The 21,554-nt window shown below is 68.3% G+C and carries 16 protein-coding genes and 1 tRNA gene; 14 read left to right on the forward strand and 3 right to left on the reverse strand.

Annotated elements, in window-relative coordinates; translation table 11 throughout:
* The first annotated feature begins 108 nt into the window (after positions 1-108).
* From dnaN to xylA, 4 genes are all read left to right on the forward strand, one after another.
* Entirely contained in the window at positions 109-1,227 is a 1,119-nt protein-coding gene (gene dnaN / locus E2L08_RS05330) for a DNA polymerase III subunit beta (RefSeq protein ID WP_133396027.1), read from the forward strand.
* An 89-nt stretch (positions 1,228-1,316) separates the two neighbouring features.
* A complete protein-coding gene (gene recF, locus E2L08_RS05335) occupies positions 1,317-2,402 on the forward strand; it encodes a DNA replication/repair protein RecF (protein ID WP_133396028.1) in 1,086 nt (361 codons plus the stop codon).
* Positions 2,403-2,501: 99 nt separating this feature from the next.
* Entirely contained in the window at positions 2,502-4,919 is a 2,418-nt protein-coding gene (gene gyrB / locus E2L08_RS05340; protein ID WP_133396029.1) for a DNA topoisomerase (ATP-hydrolyzing) subunit B, read from the forward strand.
* Between the two features lie 129 nt (positions 4,920-5,048).
* A complete protein-coding gene (xylA, locus tag E2L08_RS05345; protein ID WP_133396030.1) occupies positions 5,049-6,356 on the forward strand; it encodes a xylose isomerase in 1,308 nt (435 codons plus the stop codon).
* Positions 6,357-6,531: 175 nt separating this feature from the next.
* On the opposite strand, the gene E2L08_RS05350 is transcribed toward xylA, so the two are convergent.
* A tRNA-Leu gene (locus tag E2L08_RS05350) sits at positions 6,532-6,617 on the reverse strand.
* 128 nt (positions 6,618-6,745) lie between these two features.
* Here E2L08_RS05350 and E2L08_RS05355 point away from each other — a divergent pair.
* Positions 6,746-7,771 (forward strand): complex I NDUFA9 subunit family protein, encoded by a 1,026-nt coding sequence (locus tag E2L08_RS05355; RefSeq protein ID WP_133396031.1) that lies wholly within the window; start codon positions 6,746-6,748, stop codon positions 7,769-7,771.
* On the opposite strand, the gene E2L08_RS05360 is transcribed toward E2L08_RS05355, so the two are convergent.
* A complete protein-coding gene (locus tag E2L08_RS05360; RefSeq protein ID WP_133396032.1) occupies positions 7,768-8,571 on the reverse strand; it encodes an undecaprenyl-diphosphate phosphatase in 804 nt (267 codons plus the stop codon). The genes E2L08_RS05355 and E2L08_RS05360 overlap by 4 nt on opposite strands.
* 225 nt (positions 8,572-8,796) lie before the next feature.
* On the opposite strand from E2L08_RS05360, the gene E2L08_RS05365 reads away from it, so the two are divergent.
* Positions 8,797-10,230 carry an NAD(P)-dependent oxidoreductase gene (locus E2L08_RS05365; protein ID WP_133396033.1) on the forward strand — a complete coding sequence of 478 codons (1,434 nt, stop codon included), beginning with the start codon at positions 8,797-8,799 and terminating at the stop codon, positions 10,228-10,230.
* 95 nt (positions 10,231-10,325) lie between these two features.
* The gene (gltB, locus tag E2L08_RS05370) at positions 10,326-14,876 is read left to right on the forward strand and encodes a glutamate synthase large subunit (protein WP_133396034.1); all 4,551 of its coding nucleotides are present in this window, start codon (positions 10,326-10,328) and stop codon (positions 14,874-14,876) included.
* A 34-nt stretch (positions 14,877-14,910) separates the two neighbouring features.
* Here gltB and E2L08_RS05375 read toward each other — a convergent pair whose 3' ends face one another.
* Entirely contained in the window at positions 14,911-15,750 is an 840-nt protein-coding gene (locus E2L08_RS05375; RefSeq protein ID WP_133396035.1) for an EamA family transporter, read from the reverse strand.
* 142 nt (positions 15,751-15,892) lie between these two features.
* Between E2L08_RS05375 and E2L08_RS05380 the strand changes: the two genes are divergently transcribed.
* From E2L08_RS05380 to E2L08_RS05410, 7 genes are all read left to right on the forward strand, one after another.
* On the forward strand, positions 15,893-16,129 hold the full coding sequence (locus E2L08_RS05380) for a hypothetical protein (RefSeq protein WP_133396036.1): 237 nt from the start codon (positions 15,893-15,895) through the stop codon (positions 16,127-16,129).
* 48 nt (positions 16,130-16,177) lie between these two features.
* On the forward strand, positions 16,178-16,924 hold the full coding sequence (mtgA, locus tag E2L08_RS05385) for a monofunctional biosynthetic peptidoglycan transglycosylase (protein ID WP_133396037.1): 747 nt from the start codon (positions 16,178-16,180) through the stop codon (positions 16,922-16,924).
* Between the two features lie 78 nt (positions 16,925-17,002).
* Positions 17,003-17,668 carry an FtsZ-binding protein FzlA gene (gene fzlA / locus E2L08_RS05390; protein ID WP_133396038.1) on the forward strand — a complete coding sequence of 222 codons (666 nt, stop codon included), beginning with the start codon at positions 17,003-17,005 and terminating at the stop codon, positions 17,666-17,668.
* A 39-nt stretch (positions 17,669-17,707) separates the two neighbouring features.
* A complete protein-coding gene (locus E2L08_RS05395) occupies positions 17,708-18,451 on the forward strand; it encodes a hypothetical protein (RefSeq protein ID WP_133396039.1) in 744 nt (247 codons plus the stop codon).
* A gap of 76 nt (positions 18,452-18,527) precedes the next feature.
* Positions 18,528-19,568 (forward strand): tRNA epoxyqueuosine(34) reductase QueG, encoded by a 1,041-nt coding sequence (gene queG / locus E2L08_RS05400; RefSeq protein WP_133396040.1) that lies wholly within the window; start codon positions 18,528-18,530, stop codon positions 19,566-19,568.
* 10 nt (positions 19,569-19,578) lie between these two features.
* Positions 19,579-20,592: an App1 family protein phosphatidate phosphatase gene (locus E2L08_RS05405; protein ID WP_168771053.1), complete on the forward strand. Its 1,014-nt coding sequence runs from the start codon at positions 19,579-19,581 to the stop codon at positions 20,590-20,592.
* 40 nt (positions 20,593-20,632) lie between these two features.
* Positions 20,633-21,550 (forward strand): DMT family transporter, encoded by a 918-nt coding sequence (locus tag E2L08_RS05410; protein WP_133396042.1) that lies wholly within the window; start codon positions 20,633-20,635, stop codon positions 21,548-21,550.
* Positions 21,551-21,554 lie beyond the last annotated feature (4 nt).

Raw genomic sequence — 21,554 nt, forward strand, 5'->3', positions numbered from 1 at the left:
CGCGGGCCGCGCGTTTGAGGTTGATCGCGGCGTGAAAGCGACTAGCGTACCGATCCCGGCCCTGCGCCGGAGGGCAAGCGACAGACGACGCGCAAGGGGATACGGGACATGAAGATCAGCATAGAACGCAGCGCCCTTCTGCGCGCCGTGGCGCGCGCGCAATCGGTCGTCGAGCGGCGCAACACCATTCCGATCCTCGCCAACGTCCTGATCGAGGCCGAGGGCGACACGGTCTCGTTCCGCGCCACCGATCTCGATATCGAGGTGGTCGACCGGGCGCCCGCGCAGGTCGAACGCGCCGGCGCCTCGACCGTCAACGCGGTGACGCTGCACGAGATCGTGCGCAAACTGCCCGACGGCGCGCTGGTCCGGCTGGTCGATGACGGCGCATCGGGGCGCCTGTCGGTCGAGGCGGGGCGGTCCCATTTCGCGCTCGCCACGCTGCCGCGGCAGGATTTCCCGGTCATGGCCAGCAGCGAATACAGCACCAATTTCGCCGCCCCCGCGCCGGTGCTGCGGCGGCTGTTCGACAAGGCGAAATTCGCCATCTCGACCGAAGAGACGCGGTATTACCTCAACGGCGTCTACATGCATGTCGCCGATGGCGAGACCGGCCCGGTCCTGCGTTGCGTCGCGACCGATGGCCACCGGCTGGCGCGGATCGACGCCGACCTGCCCGACGGTGCCGCGAACATGGCCGGCGTCATCGTGCCGCGCAAGGCCGTGAACGAGCTGCGCAAGCTGCTCGACGACGACGAGACCGAGATCGCGGTGTCGGTCAGCGAAACCAAGGTGCGTTTCGCCACGCCGGGGATCGTGCTGACCTCCAAGGTGATCGACGGAACCTTTCCCGACTATACCCGCGTCATTCCGACCGGGAACACCAAGCGGCTCGAGGTCGATGCCGGCGATTTCGCCCGCGCGGTGGATCGCGTCGCCACGGTGTCGTCGGAACGCTCGCGCGCGGTAAAGCTGCAGCTCGAGGAAGACCGGCTGGTTCTGTCGGTCAACGCGCCCGATGCCGGCAATGCCGAGGAAGAGCTTGTCGTGGGCTATGCCGACGAGCCGCTGTCCATCGGGTTCAACGCGAAATACCTGCTCGAGATCGCGGGGCAGGTCGACCGGGAGAACGCCGTGTTCCTGTTCAACTCCTCCGGCGACCCGACCCTGATGCGCGAGGGCGACGACGCCTCGGCGGTCTACGTGGTCATGCCGATGCGCGTCTGACCGCGCGCGAGGGGGACGCTGTCCCCCGTGCCGGCCGCGGCCGGCACCCCCCTGGGATATTTTCCGAAGGAAAACGGCGAGGCGCGGCGATGCATCTGAGACGGCTCGCGCTCTCGCATTTCCGGTCGCACAGGCGGGCTGAAATCGACCTGGACGAGCGCCCCGTCGCCATCCACGGGGCGAACGGATCGGGCAAGACCAATTTGATCGAGGCGGTGTCGCTGCTGTCGCCCGGACGGGGATTGCGCCGTGCGGCGGCCGTCGATCTCATGCGCCGCCCCGAGGCGTTGGGCTGGCGCATCGGGGCCCAGATCGTCTCGGGGCGCGAGACGCACGAGATCGACACGCGGGTCGAGCCCGATCACGGCCGCACGGTGCGCATCGACGGCAAGGCGGCGCCGCAGGCGGCGCTGGCGCGGGTCCTGCGCGTGCTCTGGCTCGTGCCGTCGATGGACCGGCTCTGGATCGAGGGGGCGGACGGGCGGCGGCGTTTCGTCGATCGGATGACGCTGAGCTTTGCGCCCGATCATGCCGAGGCGGTTCTCGCCTACGAAAAGGCCATGCGCGAGCGCAACCGCCTGCTGCGCGACCAGGTGCGCGACCCGGCCTGGTACGGCGCGCTCGAGCGGCAGATGGAGGCGGCGGGGCGGGACATCATCGCGGCGCGGGCCGATGCGCTGGCGCGGGTGGCGGCGGCGCAGGACGGAGGCGGGGCGTTCCCCGTCTCGGACCTGGCGCTGGTCGATCCCGAGGGCGCGCCGCCCTTTTCGGCCGCGGCGCTGGCCGATAGCCGCCCCCGCGACCTTGCCGCCGGGCGCAGCCTCGTTGGGCCGCATCGGGTGGACCTCGTCGCCATCTACCGGGCCAAGGGGGTGGCCGCGGGCCTGTGTTCTACGGGCGAGCAGAAGGCGCTGCTGATCTCGCTGATCCTGGCCAATGCCCGCGCGCTCGGCGCCGAGATCGGCGAGGTTCCGGTCCTGCTGCTCGACGAGGTGGCCGCCCATCTCGACCCCGACCGGCGCGCGGCGCTATACGACGAGATCGCGGCGCTGGGTGCGCAGGCCTGGCTTACCGGGACCGAGCCCGCCCTGTTCTCGGGGCTCGGCGCGCGGGCGCAATATCTCGAGCTGCGCGATGCCGGCGGAACCAGCGAGATCGTTCCCGGCAACGTGTAGGATGCGTGGCGGGCGGCCCTGTCGAATATGGGGGGCGTGCGCGTGACACGGGGCCGAAATCGGCCTAGAAGGTCACACCACGACAGACGGCAGGCACACATGACCGATACCAGCGTTCGACCGGACGATTACGGCGCCGATTCCATCAAGGTTCTCAAGGGGCTGGAAGCGGTCCGCAAAAGGCCGGGCATGTATATCGGCGACACCGACGACGGGTCGGGTCTGCATCACATGGTCTATGAGGTCGTCGATAACGGCATCGACGAGGCGCTGGCCGGCCATGCCGACATCGTCAGCGTCACCATTCACGCCGATGACAGCGTCAGCGTCCGCGACAACGGGCGTGGCGTTCCGGTGGGAATCCACGAGGAGGAAGGCGTGAGCGCGGCCGAGGTCATCATGACCCAGCTTCATGCCGGCGGGAAGTTCGACCAGAACAGCTACAAGGTGTCGGGCGGTCTGCACGGGGTCGGCGTGTCGGTGGTCAACGCCCTGTCCGACTGGCTCGAGCTCAGGATCTGGCGCGATGGCAAGGAGCATTACGCCCGGTTCGAGCGCGGCGAGACGGTCGAGCATCTGCGCGTCGTGGGCGATGCGAATGGCGAAAAGGGCACCGAGGTGCGGTTCCTTGCCTCGACCTCGACCTTTTCCGATCTCGGCTACGTCTTCAAGACGCTCGAGCACCGGCTGCGAGAGCTCGCGTTCCTCAACTCGGGCGTGCGCATCCGTGTACGCGACGAACGCCCCACCGAGCCCGTCGAGCTCGAGCTGTGCTATGACGGCGGTGTGCGCGAGTTCGTGAAATATCTCGACCGCTCCAAGACGCCGCTGATCTCCGATCCGATCTTCATCACGGGCGAGCGGGACGGCATCGCCGTCGAGGTCGCGATGTGGTGGAACGACGGCTTCAACGAGATGGTGCTGCCCTTTACCAACAACATCCCCCAGCGCGACGGCGGCACGCATCTCGCCGGGTTCCGCGGGGCGCTGACGCGGACGCTGAACCTCTATGCCGGGCAATCGGGTCTGGCGAAAAAGGAAAAGATCAACTTCACCGGCGACGATGCCCGCGAGGGGCTGACCGCCGTCCTGTCGGTCAAGGTGCCCGATCCCAAGTTCTCGAGCCAGACCAAGGACAAGCTGGTGAGCTCCGAGGTGCGCCCGGCGGTCGAGGGGCTGATGAACGAAAAGCTGGCCGAGTGGTTCGAGGAAAACCCCTCGGAGGCGCGCAACATCGTCACCAAGATCGTCGAGGCCGCGCTGGCCCGCGAGGCGGCGCGCAAGGCGCGCGAGATGACGCGCAAGAAATCCTCGCTCGACGTGGCCAACCTGCCCGGCAAGCTCGCCGATTGCCAGGTCAAGGATCCCGCACAGCGCGAGATCTTCCTCGTGGAGGGCGACAGCGCCGGCGGATCGGCCAAGCAGGGGCGGTCGCGCTATAACCAGGCGGTTCTGCCGCTCAAGGGCAAGATCCTTAATGTCGAGCGCGCGCGGTTCGACCGGATGCTGGGCAGCCAGGAGATCGGCACTCTCATCACCGCCTTCGGCACCGGTATCGGGCGCGACGAGTTCGATATCTCGAAGCTGCGGTATCACAAGATCATCATCATGACGGATGCCGATGTCGACGGCGCCCATATCCGCACGTTGCTGCTGACGTTCTTCTTCCGCCAGATGCCCGAGCTGATCGAGGGGGGCTATCTGTACATCGCGCAGCCGCCGCTTTTCAAGGTGATGCGCGGCAAGTCCGAAGTGTACCTCAAGGACGAGGCCAGCATGGAGGACTACCTGATCCAGCAGGGCGTCGAGGGGGCGGTTCTGCGCCTGACCGATGGCTCGGAAATCGCCGGGAACGACCTGCTGCGCGTCGTCGAAGAGGCCCGGACCGTGCGCCGTATCCTCCAGCAATTCCCGACGCATTACCCGCTGCGCATCCTCGAGCAGGCCGCGATCGCGGGGGCCTTTGCGCCAGGCGCGGCCGATCGCGACCTGCAGGGCGTGGCCGACGCGGTGGCGCGGCGGCTCGACCAGGTGGCGGCCGAGTACGAGACCGGTTGGCAGGGGCGGATCACGCAGGATCACGGCATCCGGCTGGCGCGGGTTCTGCGCGGGGTCGAGGAAATCCGCACGCTCGACGGTGCGGTGCTCCGCTCGGGCGAGGCGCGGCGGCTGGGCGGGCAGACCGATGCGCTGCGCGGCGTCTATGCCGACACCTCGCACCTTGTCCGCAAGGAACGGGACACGGTCATCCACGGGCCGCTCGACCTGCTCGACGCGATCACCGAAGAGGGCGAGCGCGGGCTCACGCTGCAACGCTACAAGGGCCTGGGCGAGATGAACCCCGACCAGCTCTGGGAGACGACGCTCGACCCCGAGGCCCGCACGCTGCTGCAGGTGCGGGTCGAGGATGTCGCCGAGGCCGACGACATATTCACCAAGCTCATGGGCGACGTGGTCGAGCCGCGCCGCGATTTCATCCGCGCCAACGCGCTGAACGTGGAAAACCTCGACACCTGACGCGGGCCGCACGCGTTCCCCGCCGCCCGGCCCTGAATGGGGTTGCGGCGCGGGGGCGCATCGCGCCTTATGCCTCCGCGCCGGATCGGTTTCCGGCGCGACCGGACGGACAACCGCGTGAGGATTTCCATGACGACAGGCTTCTTCGACGGCATCGCGCCCGTGACCTTCAAGGGCCCCGAGACCGACGACCCGCTGGCCTTCCGCCATTATGACCCCGACGAAACGGTCATGGGCAAGCGGATGGAGGACCACCTGCGTTTCGCCGTTGCCTGGTGGCATTCCTTTGCCTGGGAGGGGGGCGACCCCTTCGGCGGCCAAACCTTCGAGCGGCCGTGGTATCCGCAGGACAGCATGGACGCGGCGCGCCGCAAGGCCGATGCCGCCTTCGAGATGTTCGAGATCCTCGGCCAGCCGTTCTTTTGCTGGCACGATGTCGACCTGCGCCCCGACCAGGGCAATTTCGCCGACAACCTCGCCACGCTGAACGAGATCACCGACTATATCGCCGACCGGATGAAGACCGCGCGGACCCGCTGCCTGTGGGGGACGGCCAACATGTTCAGCCATCGCCGCTGGATGGCGGGCGCCGCGACCAATCCCGACCCCGACGTGTTCGCCTTTTCGGCCGCGACGGTGAAATCCTGCCTCGACGCGACCCACAAGCTGGGCGGGTCGAACTACGTGCTTTGGGGCGGGCGCGAGGGCTACGAGACGCTTCTGAACACCGATATGGGGCGCGAGCTCGATCACATGGGCCGGTTCCTGGCCATGGTCGTGGATTACAAGCACAAGATCGGGTTCAAAGGGCAGATCCTGGTCGAGCCGAAGCCGCAGGAGCCGTCCAAGCATCAATACGACTACGACGCCGCGACCTGCATCGGGTTCCTGCGGAAATACGGGCTCGAGAACGAGGTCAAGCTGAACCTCGAACAGGGGCACGCCATCCTCGCCGGCCATTCCTTCGAGCATGAGCTGGCCGTCGCGGCCTCCGAGGGGATGCTGGGCTCCATCGACATGAACCGCAACGACTACCAGTCGGGCTGGGACACCGACCAGTTCCCCAACAACGTGCCCGAGGTCGCCCTGGCCTATTATCACGTGCTCAAGGCCGGCGGATTCACGCAGGGCGGCACCAATTTCGATGCCAAGCTGCGGCGGCAATCCCTCGATGCCGAGGACCTGATCGCGGCGCATGTGGGGGGCATGGATACCTGCGCCCGCGGGCTCAAGGCCGCCGCGGCGATGATCGAGGATGGCGGGCTCGAAGACGCGCTGCGCGACCGTTATCGCGACTGGGACACGGACGCGGCCAAATCCATGCTGCACAGCGATCTCGGGGCCATCGCGCAACGCGTGCTCGACGAGAACATCGCGCCCGAACCCCGTTCGGGGCGGCAGGAGCGGCTCGAGAATTACGTCAATCGCTTTGTCTGACAGGCACGCGACCATGCGCCCGGCCTTCGTGGTCGGGGCATGGCGCTGACCGCGCGGCGCCCGACCTGGTGCGGGAGCCGCTATACCTGCGGCAAACCCCGCAAGCGCGGCGCCATGACTAACGGATCGGCTATGTTCTGAGGGGGTTTCGCCGCGCGGACAAGCGGCGCGATCTTGGTGCCCAGGAGAGGACTTGAACCTCCACGACCTTGCGGTCACTGGCACCTGAAGCCAGCGCGTCTACCATTCCGCCACCTGGGCCAGTGTGCGTGAAGCGCGATCTAGTAGAGCGCCGCGGGGGTGTCAACGCCATTCGACGGGTTTCGCGCTTGTCTGGCGCGGCGCCCCGCCCTAGACCGTGGGCGGCCCGCAGAGGAAGGGGAATCCGCATGTCCAACCTTGTCACGATCATCGGCGGTACCGGCTTTATAGGCCGCTATGTCGCGCGCCGCATGGCCATGCAGGGATGGCGCGTGCGCTGCGCCGGGCGGCGCCCCAACGACGCGCCCTTCGTGCGGACCTACGGCGTTACGGGGCAGGTCGAGCCGGTGTTCTGCAACATCCGCGACGATGACAGCGTGCGCGCCGTCCTGCGCGGTGCGGATGCCGTGGTGAACTGCGTGGGCGTGCTGGCCGAGGGTCGCAAGCAGACCTTCGAGGCATTGCAGCATCAGGGCGCGGCCCGCGTCGCGCGCATCGCCGCCGAAGAGGGGGCAGCGCGTTTCGTGCAGGTCAGCGCCATCGGCGCGGACGAGAATGCACCGTCGAAATACGGGCGCACCAAGGCGCTTGGCGAGCGCGCGGTGCGCGAGGCGTTTCCGGGCGCGATCATCATGCGGCCCTCGATCGTGTTCGGGCACGAGGACGAGTTCTTCAACCGGTTCGCCGGGATGGCGCGGCTCTTGCCAATCCTGCCGCTTGTGGGCGCCTCGACCCGGTTCCAGCCCGTCTATGTCGATGACGTGGCCCATGCCATCGAGCGCGCTGTCCTCGGCCATGCCCGCCCCGGCATCTACGAGCTCGGCGGCCCCGAGGTCTCGACCTTCCGCGAGCTGATGCGCGAGATGCTCGACGTGATCCTGCGCCGCGCGCTGATCGTGAACACTCCCATGCCGATCGCAAAGGCGATGGGGTGGGGTTTCGATCTGCTGGGCAAGGCCAGTTTCGGGCTGATCCAGGGGCCGCTGACGCTCGACCAGGTCCGCAACCTCGGTCAGGACAACGTGGTGGGCGACACCGCCATGACCTTTGCCGACCTGGGGATCGAGCCGACCGCGACCGAGGCGGTGCTGCCCGATTATCTCTGGCGGTTCCGCCCCTCGGGCCAATATGCCGAGGCCAACGCCTCGGCCGAGAACCTGCGCGGCGGGGCGGGGCGGCTCAAGGGCGGCTCGAACCGAAGCGGGTTCAGCTAGGCATAGGCATAGGTCAGCAGCGCAAGCCCGAGGCAAACGCGATAGACCACGTAGGGCGTGAAGCTCACCGATTTCAGCAGCCGGAACATCAGCTTGAGCGCCAGCAACGCGGCCACCAGAGAAAAGGCCGCGGCGATGGCCGCATCTCGGGCAAGCGCCAGATCGGCCTGCCCGATCACGTCGAGCGACAGCAGCGCCCCCGAGGCGAGGATCGTCGGGATCGACATGAGCATCGCCAGCCGCGCGGCATCCTCGCGCGCATAGCCCAGACGCCGCGCCCCGGTGATCGTGATGCCCGAGCGCGAGGTGCCGGGGATCAGCGCGATGACCTGCCACAGCCCCATGATCAGCGCATGGCGCAGCGTCCATTCACCGGCCCGCCGCGTGCTGGGCCCCGTGCGGTCGGCCCAGAACAGCACCAGCCCGAAGATCAGCGTCGTCCAGCCGATCACCGCGACCGAGCGCAGGTTCGCATCGAGCCCCGACAGTTTCAGCGCCAGCCCCGCAAGGATGACCGGCACCGTCGCGACCAGGAGCGCGAGCGCGAGATAGCCGCCGCGATCCTCGATGCGGGCGCGGAAAAGCTGGGGGATGCCGCGCAGGGCCTGTTTCACGTCGGGCCAGAAATAGAGCACGACGGCGCCGAGCGTTCCGACATGGGCGGCCACGTCGATCGCGAGGCCCTGATCGTCCCGCCCCGTCAGCGCCGGCAGCAGCACCAGGTGCCCCGAAGACGAGACGGGCAGGAATTCGGTCACGCCCTGGACGATGGCGACGAGCAGAAGTGTCAGGATCGGCATGGGACGCCTCGCGCAGAAGTCGCGCGACCATATTCGCCTGCCTGGGAACCGAAAGCTCAAAATCATGTCCGGTTCGGACCTTTAGCCAGGTAAGAAACCGGCCGACCTTGTAAGCGGGCGCGGCAATCCGAAAAAAATGTCAGGCGAGGTGACCTATATGTCGCTTTTTTCTTTATGGGCGGGAAAAACGCGGTTACTCCGTCGCGGGAGACAGGAGGAGAATCCGTGGCCAAGCAACCGATGCTCAGATTCGTCGATATCGCGCGGGACATGCCGGAAAAGCGTCCGCCCGATCTGCGGCGCACGGATTTCGGCGAGATCTATGGCGAGTTCGCGCGTGAAAAGGCGGGCGAGCAGGCCGGCAGGTGCAGCCAGTGCGGCGTGCCCTATTGCCAGAGCCATTGCCCCCTGCACAACAACATCCCCGACTGGCTGCGCCTGACCGCCGAGGGGCGTCTGCGCGAGGCCTACGAGATCGCGCAGGCGACCAACACCTTTCCCGAGATCTGCGGCCGGATCTGTCCTCAGGACCGCCTTTGCGAAGGCAATTGCGTGATCGAGCAATCGGGCCACGGCACCGTGACCATCGGCGCGGTCGAGAAATACATCACCGATACCGCTTGGGACGAGGGCTGGGTCGCGCCCATCACCATTGCCGGCGAACGCCCCGAAAGTGTCGGCATCATCGGCGCCGGCCCCGGCGGGCTGGCCTGTGCCGACATGCTGCGGCGCGCCGGTGTGCAGGTGACGGTCTATGACCGCCACGACCGCGCGGGCGGGCTGATGACCTACGGGATTCCGGGCTTCAAGCTTGAAAAGGACGTCGTGATGCGCCGCAACCGCCAGCTCGAAGAGGGCGGCGTGACCTTTCGGCTGAATTGCGACGTGGGGCGCGACATCTCGTTCGACGAGATCCGTGCGCGACACGATGCCGTCCTGATCGCCACGGGCGTCTACAAAAGCCGCGACCTTCAGGCGCCCGGCGTGGGGGCGGGCGGGATCGTGCGCGCGATCGACTTTCTCACGGCGTCGAACCGCAAGTCCTTTGGCGACGAGGTGCCCGAGTTCGACTCGGGCGAGCTCAACGCCGCGGGCAAGCGCGTCGTCGTCATCGGCGGCGGCGATACGGCGATGGATTGCGTCCGCACCTCGGTCCGTCAGGGCGCGCTGAGCGTCAAGTGCCTCTACCGCCGCGACCGCGCCAACATGCCCGGAAGCCAGCGCGAGGTCGCCAATGCCGAGGAGGAGGGGGTCGAGTTCGTCTGGCTCTCGTCGCCCAAGGGGTTCGCGGGCGACACCGTCGAAGGGGTGATGGTCCAGAAGATGCGTTTGGGCCAGCCCGACGCCACTGGCCGGCAGGTGCCCGAGATCATCGAAGGCGCCGATTACGTCGAGGAGGCCGACCTCGTCATCAAGGCGCTGGGCTTCGAGCCCGAGCCGCTGCCGCGCCTGTGGAACGTCGAGGGGCTCGAGGTGACGCGCTGGGGCACCGTCCTCGCCGATTTCAGAACCCACGAGACCAGCCTGCCGGGCGTCTATGCCTGCGGTGACATCCAGCGCGGCGCGAGCCTGGTCGTCTGGGCGATCCGCGACGGGCGCGAGGCGGCCGAGGCGATCCTTGCCCGGTTCGCGGGCCAGGCGGCCATCGCCGCCGAGTGACCCCGGCGCCGCCGCGAGGCGGCCGGCGTCGGACCATGAGTATTTGAAGAAACGAAGAAGGGCGGAGTTCCGCCCCTGCCGAAAGGGATGCGCGCATGACCACGCACGATGCGGATTGGGTTGCCGGCGAGGAACGCAAGCGGGCCTTCCTGGCCGAGAACGGCCTCTGGCGCCCCGAGGACGAACATTCATCCTGCGGGGTCGGGCTGGTCGCGGCCATCGACGGCACGCCCACGCGGCAGGTCGTGCAGATGGGCATCGACGCGCTCAAGGCGGTCTGGCACCGCGGCGCGGTGGATGCGGACGGGCGGACCGGCGACGGCGCAGGGATCCACCTCCAGATCCCGCGGGCTTTCTTTCGCGCGCAGGTCGAGCGGACGGGCCATACCCCGCGCGAGGGCGAGACCCTGGCCGTGGGGCAGGTGTTCCTGCCGCGTACCAATTTCGGCGCGCAGGAGACCTGCCGCACGATCGTCGAGACCGAGATCCTGCGGATGGGCTATTACATCTACGGCTGGCGCCATGTGCCGGTGGACGTGTCCTGTCTCGGCTCCAAGGCCAATGCGACGCGCCCCGAGATCGAGCAGATCCTGCTGTCCAACAGCAAGGGCGTGGACGAGGAAACGTTCGAGCGCGAGCTTTACGTCATTCGCCGCCGCATCGAGAAGGCGGCTGTCGCCGCCGGGGTGGGCGAGCTCTACCTCGCCTCGTTGTCCTGCCGGTCGATCATCTACAAGGGCATGATGTTGGCCCAGGACGTGGCCGAGTTCTATCCCGACCTGCGCGACGAGCGGTTCGAGAGCGCCTTTGCCATCTATCACCAGCGCTATTCCACCAATACCTTTCCGCAATGGTGGCTGGCCCAGCCCTTCCGCATGCTGGCCCATAACGGCGAGATCAACACGCTCAAGGGCAACCGCAACTGGATGAAGAGCCACGAGATCCGCATGGCCTCGTCGGCCTTTGGCGACCTGGCCGAGGATATCAAGCCGATCATCCCGCTCGGGGCGTCGGATTCCGCCGCGCTCGACGCGGTGTTCGAGGTGCTCGTCCGCTCGGGCCGGTCGGCGCCCATGGCCAAGACGCTGCTGGTGCCGGAATCCTGGTCCAAGCAGGCCGAGGAGCTGCCGCAGGCGTGGCGCGACATGTATTCCTACTGCAACTCGGTGATGGAGCCGTGGGACGGCCCCGCCGCGCTGGCCATGACCGACGGGCGCTGGATCTGCGCGGGGCTCGACCGCAACGGGCTGCGCCCGATGCGCTATGTCGTGACCGGCGACGGGCTGGTCGTCGCCGGGTCCGAGACGGGGATGGTGCCGATCGACGAATCCCGCGCCATCGAAAAGGGCGCGCTGGGGCCGGGGCAGATGCTTGCGCTGGATCTCGAGGAAAAGCGCCTGTTCCACGACGCCGAGATCAAGGACCGTCTTGCCGCGGGCCAGCCCTTTGGCGAGTGGGTCGACCGCATCGTCGATCTCGACGACGACCTGTCCAAGGCCACCGAGACGGCGATGTTCACCGGCGACGACCTGCGCCGGCGGCAGGTCGCGGCGGGCTACACGCTCGAGGAACTCGAGCAGATCCTTGCGCCCATGGCCGAGGACGGCAAGGAGGTGGTGGCCTCGATGGGGGACGACACGCCCTCGGCGGTGCTGTCCGAGACCTATCGCCCGCTGTCGCATTTCTTTCGCCAGAATTTCAGCCAGGTGACGAACCCGCCCATCGACAGCCTGCGCGAGTTCCGGGTGATGAGCCTCAAGACGCGGTTCGGGAACCTCAAGAACGTGCTCGACGAAAGCAGCGCCCAGACCGAGATCATAGTTCTTGACAGCCCCTTCCTGGGCAATGCGCAGTTCGACCGCATGGTGGAGGCCTTTGCCACGCCGATGGTCGAGATCGATTGCACCTTTCCCGCGGGCGAGGGGATGGGGACGCTGCGCCGCGCGCTCGACAGGATCCGCGACGAGGCCGAGGATGCCGTGCGCTCGGGCGCGGGCCATATCGTGCTGAGCGATGCCGGCCAGTCCGAAACCCGCGCGGCGATGCCGATGATCCTCGCCACCTCGGCGGTCCATTCCTGGCTGACCCGCAAGGGGCTGCGCACCTTCTGTTCGATCAACGTGCGCTCGGCCGAATGTATCGACCCGCATTATTTCGCGGTGCTGATCGGCTGCGGGGCGACCACGGTGAACGCCTATCTCGCCGAGGACAGCCTTGCCGACCGGATCGAGCGCGGATTGCTCGATGTCGACCTGACGACCGCCGTGCGGCGTTATCGCGAGGCGATCGATTTCGGCCTGCTCAAGATCATGTCCAAGATGGGCATCAGCGTCGTCTCGTCCTACCGCGGCGGGCTCAATTTCGAGGCGGTCGGGCTGAGCCGGGCGATGTGCGCCGAGTTCTTCCCCGGAATGCCCTCGCGCATCTCGGGGATCGGGGTGAACGGCATCCAGATGAAGGCCGAGGAAATCCACGCCCGCGCCTTTCGCAACGGCGCCGGCGGCGGGGCCGCGATCCTGCCCATCGGCGGGTTCTACAAGGCGCGCCGCTCGGGCGAGACCCACGCGTGGGAAGCCACCTCGATGCACATGCTGCAAATGGCGTGCAATCGCGGCAGCTACCAGATGTGGAAGCAATACAGCGCCAGGATGCGCGCGGCCAAGCCCATCCACCTGCGCGACCTGATGGATTTCGTGCCACTGGGCAAGCCCGTGCCGCTGGCCGAGGTCGAGAGCATCACCGCCATCCGCAAGCGGTTCGTCACGCCGGGCATGAGCCTCGGCGCGCTGTCGCCCGAGGCGCACCGGACGCTCAGCATCGCGATGAACCGGATCGGGGCCAAGTCGGATTCGGGCGAGGGGGGCGAAGATCCCAAGGATGCACTGCCCGATGCCAATGGCGACAACCGCTCGGCCAAGATCAAGCAGGTCGCCTCGGGGCGGTTCGGCGTGACGGCCGAGTACCTGCTGAACTGCGAAGAGCTCGAGATCAAGGTGGCCCAGGGCGCCAAGCCCGGCGAGGGCGGGCAGCTTCCGGGCATGAAAGTGACCGATCTGATCGCCAGGCTGCGCCATTCGACGCCGGGCGTGACGCTGATCTCGCCGCCGCCGCATCACGATATCTATTCGATCGAGGATCTCGCGCAGCTCATCTACGACCTCAAGCAGATCAACCCGCGGGCCAAGGTGACGGTCAAGCTGGTGGCCTCGTCCGGCGTGGGCACCATCGCGGCGGGCGTGGCCAAGGCCAAGGCCGACATCATCCTGATCTCGGGGCATAACGGCGGCACGGGCGCGTCGCCCGCGACCTCGATCAAATATGCCGGCCTGCCGTGGGAGATGGGCCTGACCGAGGCGCATCAGGTGCTGGCGATGAACGACCTTCGCTCGCGTGTGACGCTGCGCACCGATGGCGGTTTGCGCACCGGGCGCGATATCGTCATGGCGGCGATGATGGGGGCCGAGGAATACGGCATCGGCACCGCCGCGCTGATCGCCATGGGCTGCATCATGGTGCGGCAATGCCAGTCGAACACCTGCCCCGTGGGCGTCTGCACCCAGGACGAGGCGCTGCGCGACAAGTTCAGCGGGACCGCCGACAAGGTGGTGAACCTCATCACCTTCTATGCCGAAGAGGTTCGCGAGGTGCTGGCCGAGCTCGGGGCGCGGTCGCTCGACGAGGTGATCGGGCGGGCGGACCTGCTGCGGCAGGTGAGCCGCGGTTCGGCCCATCTCGACGATCTCGACCTGAACCCGTTGCTCATCACGGTGGATCGGGCCGAGGGGGTGACGCTCGACCGCAACCGTCCGCGCAACCCCGTGGACGATACGCTCGACGCCGAGATCGTGACCGATGCGCGGCGGTTCCTCGAGGATGGCGAAAAGATGCAGTTGTCCTATGCGGTTGCCAACACGCATCGCACCGTGGGCACCCGCATCTCGAGCCATATCGTCCGGCGCTTCGGGATGCGGAACACGCTCCAGCCCGATCATCTGCACGTCAAGCTGACGGGCAGCGCGGGCCAGAGCCTCGGGGCCTTTGCCGCGCCGGGCCTCAAGCTCGAGGTGTCGGGCGATGCGAACGACTATGTCGGCAAGGGCCTGTCGGGGGGGCTGATCGTGGTGCGCCCGGCGATGGTCAGCCCGCTCAGCGCGGCCGACAACACCATCATCGGCAACACGGTGCTCTATGGCGCGACGGACGGCTTCCTGTTCGCTGCGGGGCGCGCGGGCGAACGGTTCGCCGTGCGCAACTCGGGCGCGTCTACGGTGGTCGAGGGCTGCGGGTCGAACGGGTGCGAATACATGACCGGCGGCGTGGCGGTGATCCTGGGCACCATCGGCGCGAATTTCGGGGCCGGGATGACGGGGGGCATGGCCTATCTCTACGATCCCGAGGGGCGAACCGACCTGCTCATCAACCACGAAACCCTCGTGACCTGCCCCGTCACCGTCGCCCATTGGGAAGGCGAGCTGAAGGGTCTGATCGAACGCCACGCGGCCGAGACGGGGTCGCAGCGCGCGGCGTCGATCCTGCGCAACTGGGATGTCGAGAAGACGCGCTTTGTCCAGGTCTGCCCGCGCGAGATGCTGAACAAGCTCGCCCATCCGTTGAGCGTCGAGGATCGCGCGATCCCGGCGGAATAGGGCCCGGTCGGGGCGGCGTCGATGCGCGTGCGGCTCAGAGCCGCATCAGCACGACGCCGCCCGCGATCGACGCGACCGCCGCCCAACGGCCCGGCCCGACCCTTTCGCGCAGCACCGTGGCCGAGATCAGCGTGGCGAACAGGATGCTCGTCTCGCGCAGCGCCGCGACCAGCGCGATGGGCGCCTGCGTGAACGCCCAGACCGCGATCCAGTACGAGCCCAGCGACAGCGCCCCCGCCACCGTGCCCGCCCGCCAGCCGGGCCTGAGCGCGGTGAACGCCGCACGCCCCCGAGACGCGGCCGCCAGCGAGACCATCACCGCGGCATCCAGCACGAAGGCCCAAAGGATGAATCCCGCCGCCGTGCCCGCGATGCGCGCGCCGACCCCGTCGACCATCGTATAGCCCACGGTGAACCCGGCCGTGGCCAACGCATAGCCGATCGCCAAGCCCGACATCCGCCCCTCGCGCGGGCCGCCCAGCGCCATCGCCAGCAGCCCGGCCGAGATCGCCGCGATGCCGATCAGGGCCGCAGGCTCGAACCGTGCCCCCAGCACCCAGACCGAAAGCAGCGCGACCACGACCGGCGCCGTGCCACGCGCCAGCGGATAGGCCTGGCTCAGGTCGGCATGGGCATAGGCGCGCACCAGAAGCAGCTTGTAGCCGGTATGCAGCAGCGCCGATCCGGCGATCCAGGGCCATGCGGCCGGATCGGGGCGCGGCGCGACGGGCAAGAGCGGCAGCGCGATAACGCCCTGCGCGATGGTCAGCAGCAGCATGGTCGAGACCCGGTCGAGCCCGATCTTTACGATGGCGTTCCAGCTTGCATGCATCAGCGCGGCGAACAGCACCGCGGCAAAGACATACCCCTCCATCGCCGGGCCCTTTCGCACCGTGTCGCCCCGGTGAGTATCGGCCGGCGGCCGCGCGGGGAAGCGCGGGTTTCGCGCCCCGAGCCGAAACATATCGCGGCCCTGCCGCGTTTGCGGCCGGAACGATCTGCGAAAGGGCGACGAGATGCACGAGACGGTGAGATCCGCGATAGGGCGGCTCGAGGCGGGCGACTGGGATGCCGCGCACGATCTCGCGCAGGGCGATCCCAGCCCCGAAGCCGCCTGGCTGCACGCTCATCTGCACCGGATCGAGGGCGATACGGCGAACGCGGCCTACTGGTATCGCCGCGCGGGCCGCGCGCCCTTTCCCGGAAACATCGCGGCCGAGCGCGAGGCGATCTCGCGCGCCGTGCAGGAGTGATCCGCCGCCGCTTCACCTTGTGGCGCCGCGGGGCTATGCACGGCGGCGATGGCACGGGCAGCGAAATCCACGGCGAAACGCAAACCGCGATCCGCGGCCCCTCCGGCGGGCCGGCGGTTCGTCGCGGGCCTGCGCCGCTGGGCGTTGCGCAGTCTCGGGGCGCTGGTGGCGCTGGTGCTGGCCGCCGTGCTGGTGTTCTCGGTCTTCAACCCTCCGACGACCCCCTACATGTCGGCCGAGCGGGTGCGGCTGGGCGCGGTGGATCACGAATGGATCCCCATCGGTCAGATCGCGCCGGTCATGCTGGCCTCGGTCGTCGCGGCCGAGGATGCGCGGTTCTGCGACCATTGGGGTTTCGACGTGCCGGCGATCCGCGCGGCCATCGAGGCGGGCGGGCGCAACGGGGCGTCGACAATCACGCAGCAGGTGGTCAAGAACGTCTATCTCTGGCAGGGCCGAAGCTGGGCGCGCAAGGCCATCGAGGCGCTGCTGACCCCGCTGGTCGAGGCGTTCTGGTCCAAGCGCCGCATCCTCGAAGTCTATCTCAACGTGGCCGAGTTCGGCGAGGGCGTGTTCGGGATCGACGCCGCGTCCTATGCCGCGTTCCGCGTCCCGCCCGCGCGGCTCGATGCGGAGCAGGCCGCGCGGCTGGCCGCGGTGCTGCCCGCGCCCAAGCGGCGCTCGGCCGCCTCGCCCACGCAGGCCACCGCGCAGCGCGCCGCGCGCATCCGCGACGGGGCCGCGACGATCGTGGCGCAGGGGCGGGATGCGTGTTTCCGGCCCTCGGGCGACTGAAATCGGCCCGCGCCGGGTGTTGATCGCCCGCGCGCTTCGGGCGAAGGAAGGCGGGACCTGACCCGCGCGGAGTGTTCGATGTATCGCCTCTATCACGTCCCCCTGTCGCCGTTCTGCCGCAAGGTGCGGCTGACGCTCGCCGAAAAGCGGATCGAGGTCGAACTGGTCGAGGAACGCTATTGGGAAGGCTCGTCCGAGTTCCTCAAGCGCAATCCCGCGGCCAAGGTCCCGATCCTGCGGGTCGATGGCCGCAACCTGCCCGAAAGCTCGGCCATCTGCGAATATCTCGAGGAAACCCATCCCGAGCCGCCCCTGATGCCGCAAAGCGCGGTGGGCCGCTACGAGGTGCGGCGGCTTGTCGGCTGGTTCGACGACAAGTTCCACACCGAGGTCACGTCGAAACTGCTCTACGAGCGGATCAACAAGAAGATCCAGAACTCGGGCTATCCCGATAGCGGCCGCATCAAGGAAGGCTCGAAGGCGATCCGCTTTCACCTCGATTACATGGCCTGGCTGCTGGAGCAGCGCCGGTGGCTCGCCGGCGACATGCTGACACTGGCCGATTTCGCCGCGGCCGCGCATCTGTCGGCGCTCGATTACCGCTCGGATGTCGACTGGAACCGCCAGCAGGGGGTCAAGGACTGGTATGCCAAGATCAAGTCGCGCCCGGCCTTCCGGTCGATCCTGGCCGACCAGGTGCCGGGCTTTACTCCGCCGCCCCATTACGCCGATCTCGATTTCTGACGGCTTGACGGGCGGCCGGGCCGGACCATCTGGCGCGGCATGACCGCCCCCGATATCCTGTTCTGCATCCCCGTCATCGCCCGCGCCGCCACCCGCGACTGGGAGGTGGTCCTGCGCTGTCTCGACCGCACGCTCGGAACGCTGCTGGCGCAGACCGATCCCAACTGGCGCGCGGTGGTCTGCGGCCACGATCCCATCGACTTTCCGGACGATCCGCGCATCACCGGGCTGACGGTCGACACGCCGCTCGACGGGGACGACAAGTGGCGCAAGATCACCGCCATCGTCGCCGACGAGGACGATCCCGACACGCTGCTCTTTGCGCTGGATGCCGACGACCTGCTGGTGCCGGGGCTGGTCGCGCATATGCGGGCCGAACCGGCCGATGCCTGGCTGATCGTCGAGGGGTGGTCGCTGGATGCGCGGACCGGTGCGCTGGGCCGCCACGGGGTGCCCGACGCCGCCCATCCGCGCCGCGCGCCGATCTGGAAATGCTGTGGATCGGCGGGGGCGGTGCGGCGCGTGCCGGGCGATCTCAAGGCGACGCGGCAGATGATGGTGCGCCACTTCGAATTGCCGGAAACCGCGCCGCGATACGGGCAGACGTTGCGCGAGGTGCCGTTCCCGGCGGTGGCCTATCTCGTGGCGCATGGCGAGAACCAGGAAAGCCGGTCGGGCCGCGAGGACGACAAGCTGCGCTATATCGCGGCCAATCCCGTCGATCCGGCCGAGGCGGCCGAGGCGCGCGCGCTGCTCGGACTGGCGCCCGGCCCGGTCGACTAGGTCGCACTGGACGTGCGCTCGGGTCTGTGTTTGGACCCGGTCAGCCGCCGGGTGGCGGCGTCCGAAAGGCCAGGGAATGACCGGATCGCTCAAATCCGACCTGACGCGCGAGGCGCTCGAGGCCGGGTTCGCCAAGGTGGGCATCTGCCGGCCCGACGCGATCCCCGAGGCCGCCGGACGCCTGCGCGCCTTTCTCGACGCGGGCTGTCACGGCGAAATGGGCTGGATGGCCGAGCGCACGCATTGGCGCGGCGATCCCGCCGCGCTCTGGCCCGAGGCGCGGTCGGTGGTCATGCTGGCCGAGGCCTATACGCCCGACCACGATCCGCTCGAGGATCTGGACCATCCCGACCGCGCGGCGATCAGCGTCTATGCACAGGGGCGCGACTATCACGACGTGGTGAAAAAGCGGCTCAAGCGGGTCGGGCGCTGGCTGCTCGAACGGGCGCCGGGGCACGGGATCAAGGTGTTCGTCGATACCGCGCCCGTCATGGAAAAGCCGCTGGCGCAGGCAGCCGGGCTGGGGTGGCAGGGAAAGCACACGAACCTCCTGGGGCGCGATCTCGGCAACTGGGTGTTCCTCGGCGCGATCTTCACCACGGTCGAGCTCGAGCCCGATCCGCCCGCGGCCGAAAGCTGCGGATCGTGCCGGCGCTGTCTCGACATCTGCCCGACCGATGCCTTTCCCGCGCCGTTCCAGCTCGATGCGCGGCGCTGCATATCCTATCTCACGATCGAGCATTCCGGCCCGGTGCCCGAGGATCTGCGCGCCCGGATGGGCAACCGCATCTATGGCTGCGACGATTGCCTTGCCGTCTGCCCGTGGAACAAGTTCGCGGTCCGGGGCCGCGACATGCGGCTCGCCACGCAGCCGGGGCGGCGCCTGCCGGAACTGGCCGAGCTGGCCGCGCTCGACGATGCGGCGTTCCGCGCGCGGTTCTCCGGCTCGCCCGTCAAGCGGATCGGGCGCGACCGCTTCGTGCGCAACGTGGCCTATGCCATCGGCAACTCGGGTGTGCCCCGATTGTCTCAGGCGGTGGCTCCGCTGCATGACGATCCCTCGCCTGTTGTTGCGGATGCGGCACGGTGGGCTAGCCTGCGCCTTCGGAAAGACTAGGGGAAGGTCGATGCGGCTGGGGGCCATCGCGCATCGCGCGGCGCTTTGGATCGAAGAGGGGTGGCATCGCCTGCGCCGCCGCAAACCGCCCGAGGCGCCGGTGCTGGACGCCTATCGCGGCTTTGCCGTGCCGGGCGGGCTGGTCCTGCGCGGGCGCGTGCTGGCCGCGCTGCGCCGCACCACCCCCGATCCGGGTCAGAGCCGCTGGCAGAACCTGCGCGAGATCGTGTCGCTGTTCCTAACCCACGAGGTCGCGCAGGTGCCCGTGGTCGTCGCCGGCGGCGAGGGCCGGGCAATCAGCGACGAGGAAGGGTATGTCTGGCTCGAGGTCGCCGGCAGCTTTGCGCCCGGCTGGGCCGAGGTCGAACTCGAGATCGAGGGCAAGCCCGAGACCCGCACGACGTTCCGTGCCATGGTCCCCGACCCGGAGGCGCGGCTCGGGATCGTGTCCGATATCGACGATACCATGCTCGAGACCGGCGCCTATTCGCTGGCGCGCAACCTCTGGACGACCTTCACCGGGTCGGCCCGGACGCGGCGCATCTTTCCCGATGCCATCGTCCTGATGGATCACCTCAGCGAACACGGCCGCAACCCGGTCTGGTATGTCAGCTCGTCGCCGTGGAACCTGCACGCGTTTCTCGACAAGGTGTTCGACCGCGCGGGTCTGACCATCGGCCCCATGTTCCTGCGCGACCTCGGGCTGTCGCAGGACGGATTCCTCGCCGGGGGGCATGGCGCGCACAAGGGTGACGCCATCGACCGGATCATCCGGGCCAATCCCGGCCTGTCCTTCGTGCTGGTGGGCGATACCGGCCAGCATGACGCCGAGATCTATCTCGAGGCGTGCCACCGCCATGCGGGGCGCATCGCCGCCGTGATCCTGCGCGAACCGGGGCCGGGGCCCGACGATGCCTCGCGCGCGGCCATCGCCTCGATCCGGCGGCTGGGCGTCGTGGTCGTGCATGGCCCCGATTTCAGCGCGGTGGCCGGCGCGCTCGAGCGGGCCGGGCTGCTGGTCTGAGCGTATGGCCCTTGCCGCGGCGGAGGTGTAGGCCGCAGGGATGGCACCTATCCGCGGCATCGTCCTGATCCTGATCGCCTTCTCGGTCCTCACCATGATGTCGGCCTTCATCAAGGCCGTGGGCGATGACGTGCCGACGGGCCAGATCGTGTTTTTCCGGGCCTTCCTGTCGCTGCCGATCATCGCGCTGTGGCTGTGGTCGCGCGGGGACCTGCGGCGCGGGTTGCATGTCGAGAACTGGAAGGCCCATGCCGTGCGCGGCATCGTCGGCACGACCTCGATGGCGCTGGGCTTTTCCGCGATCACGCTTTTGCCCCTGGCCGAAGTTCAGGCGATCCGGTTCGCCACGCCGATTTTCCTCGTCATCTCGGCCGCGATCTTTCTGGGCGAGGGGTTCCGCCTCGTGCGTCTGTTCGCCGTGGCGCTGGGTCTCGTCGGGGTGCTGGTCATCATCTCGCCGCGGCTGGGCGCCACCGATCTGGGCGATACGGCACTGTTGGGAGCGGGGCTCGCGCTGACCTCGGCGGCGCTGGCGGCGATGGCGCAGACCTTCGTCAAGGCCATGTCGGGGCGCGAGCGGAGCGAGGCCATCGCGTTCTATTTCCTCGCGACCGCGGCCGCCTTTTCGCTGCTCTCGGCGCCGTTCGGCTGGGTCTGGCCCGCGCCGCGCGATCTGCTGTTGCTGATCGGTTGCGGGGTATTCGGCGCGGTCGGCCAGATGCTGCTGACGGCGAGCTATGCGCATGCCGATGCCTCGGCGCTGGCGCCGTTTTCCTATGTCTCGATGCTCTGGGCGGTGGTGATCGGCTTTGTCTGGTTCGACGAGGTGCCGGGGCTGTCCACGCTTGCCGGTGCGGTGCTGGTCATCGCCTCCGGCGTGGTGATCGTGCTGCGCGAACGCCAGATTGCCCGCGGCGGGACCGCCCGCCGCAAGCTCAGGGCCAAGGGGATGATGTAGCGCC

It is taken from the genome of Palleronia sediminis (assembly GCF_004358695.1).
Taxonomy (GTDB): Bacteria; Pseudomonadota; Alphaproteobacteria; order Rhodobacterales; family Rhodobacteraceae; genus Palleronia; species Palleronia sediminis.

What these genes read in the sequence shown, in the direction of transcription:
- E2L08_RS05360 (WP_133396032.1), bottom strand. Translation starts at nt 8,571, where the DNA reads ATGCCGATCCTGACACTTCTGCTCGTCGCCATCGTCCAGGGCGTGACC.
- E2L08_RS05405 (WP_168771053.1), top strand. Translation starts at nt 19,579, where the DNA reads ATGCGGCTGGGGGCCATCGCGCATCGCGCGGCGCTTTGGATCGAAGAG.
- xylA (WP_133396030.1), top strand. Translation starts at nt 5,049, where the DNA reads ATGACGACAGGCTTCTTCGACGGCATCGCGCCCGTGACCTTCAAGGGC.
- recF (WP_133396028.1), top strand. Translation starts at nt 1,317, where the DNA reads ATGCATCTGAGACGGCTCGCGCTCTCGCATTTCCGGTCGCACAGGCGG.
- mtgA (WP_133396037.1), top strand. Translation starts at nt 16,178, where the DNA reads ATGGCACGGGCAGCGAAATCCACGGCGAAACGCAAACCGCGATCCGCG.
- gltB (WP_133396034.1), top strand. Translation starts at nt 10,326, where the DNA reads ATGACCACGCACGATGCGGATTGGGTTGCCGGCGAGGAACGCAAGCGG.
- E2L08_RS05375 (WP_133396035.1), bottom strand. Translation starts at nt 15,750, where the DNA reads ATGGAGGGGTATGTCTTTGCCGCGGTGCTGTTCGCCGCGCTGATGCAT.
- gyrB (WP_133396029.1), top strand. Translation starts at nt 2,502, where the DNA reads ATGACCGATACCAGCGTTCGACCGGACGATTACGGCGCCGATTCCATC.
- E2L08_RS05410 (WP_133396042.1), top strand. Translation starts at nt 20,633, where the DNA reads ATGGCACCTATCCGCGGCATCGTCCTGATCCTGATCGCCTTCTCGGTC.
- E2L08_RS05380 (WP_133396036.1), top strand. Translation starts at nt 15,893, where the DNA reads ATGCACGAGACGGTGAGATCCGCGATAGGGCGGCTCGAGGCGGGCGAC.
- queG (WP_133396040.1), top strand. Translation starts at nt 18,528, where the DNA reads ATGACCGGATCGCTCAAATCCGACCTGACGCGCGAGGCGCTCGAGGCC.
- E2L08_RS05355 (WP_133396031.1), top strand. Translation starts at nt 6,746, where the DNA reads ATGTCCAACCTTGTCACGATCATCGGCGGTACCGGCTTTATAGGCCGC.
- fzlA (WP_133396038.1), top strand. Translation starts at nt 17,003, where the DNA reads ATGTATCGCCTCTATCACGTCCCCCTGTCGCCGTTCTGCCGCAAGGTG.
- E2L08_RS05395 (WP_133396039.1), top strand. Translation starts at nt 17,708, where the DNA reads ATGACCGCCCCCGATATCCTGTTCTGCATCCCCGTCATCGCCCGCGCC.
- dnaN (WP_133396027.1), top strand. Translation starts at nt 109, where the DNA reads ATGAAGATCAGCATAGAACGCAGCGCCCTTCTGCGCGCCGTGGCGCGC.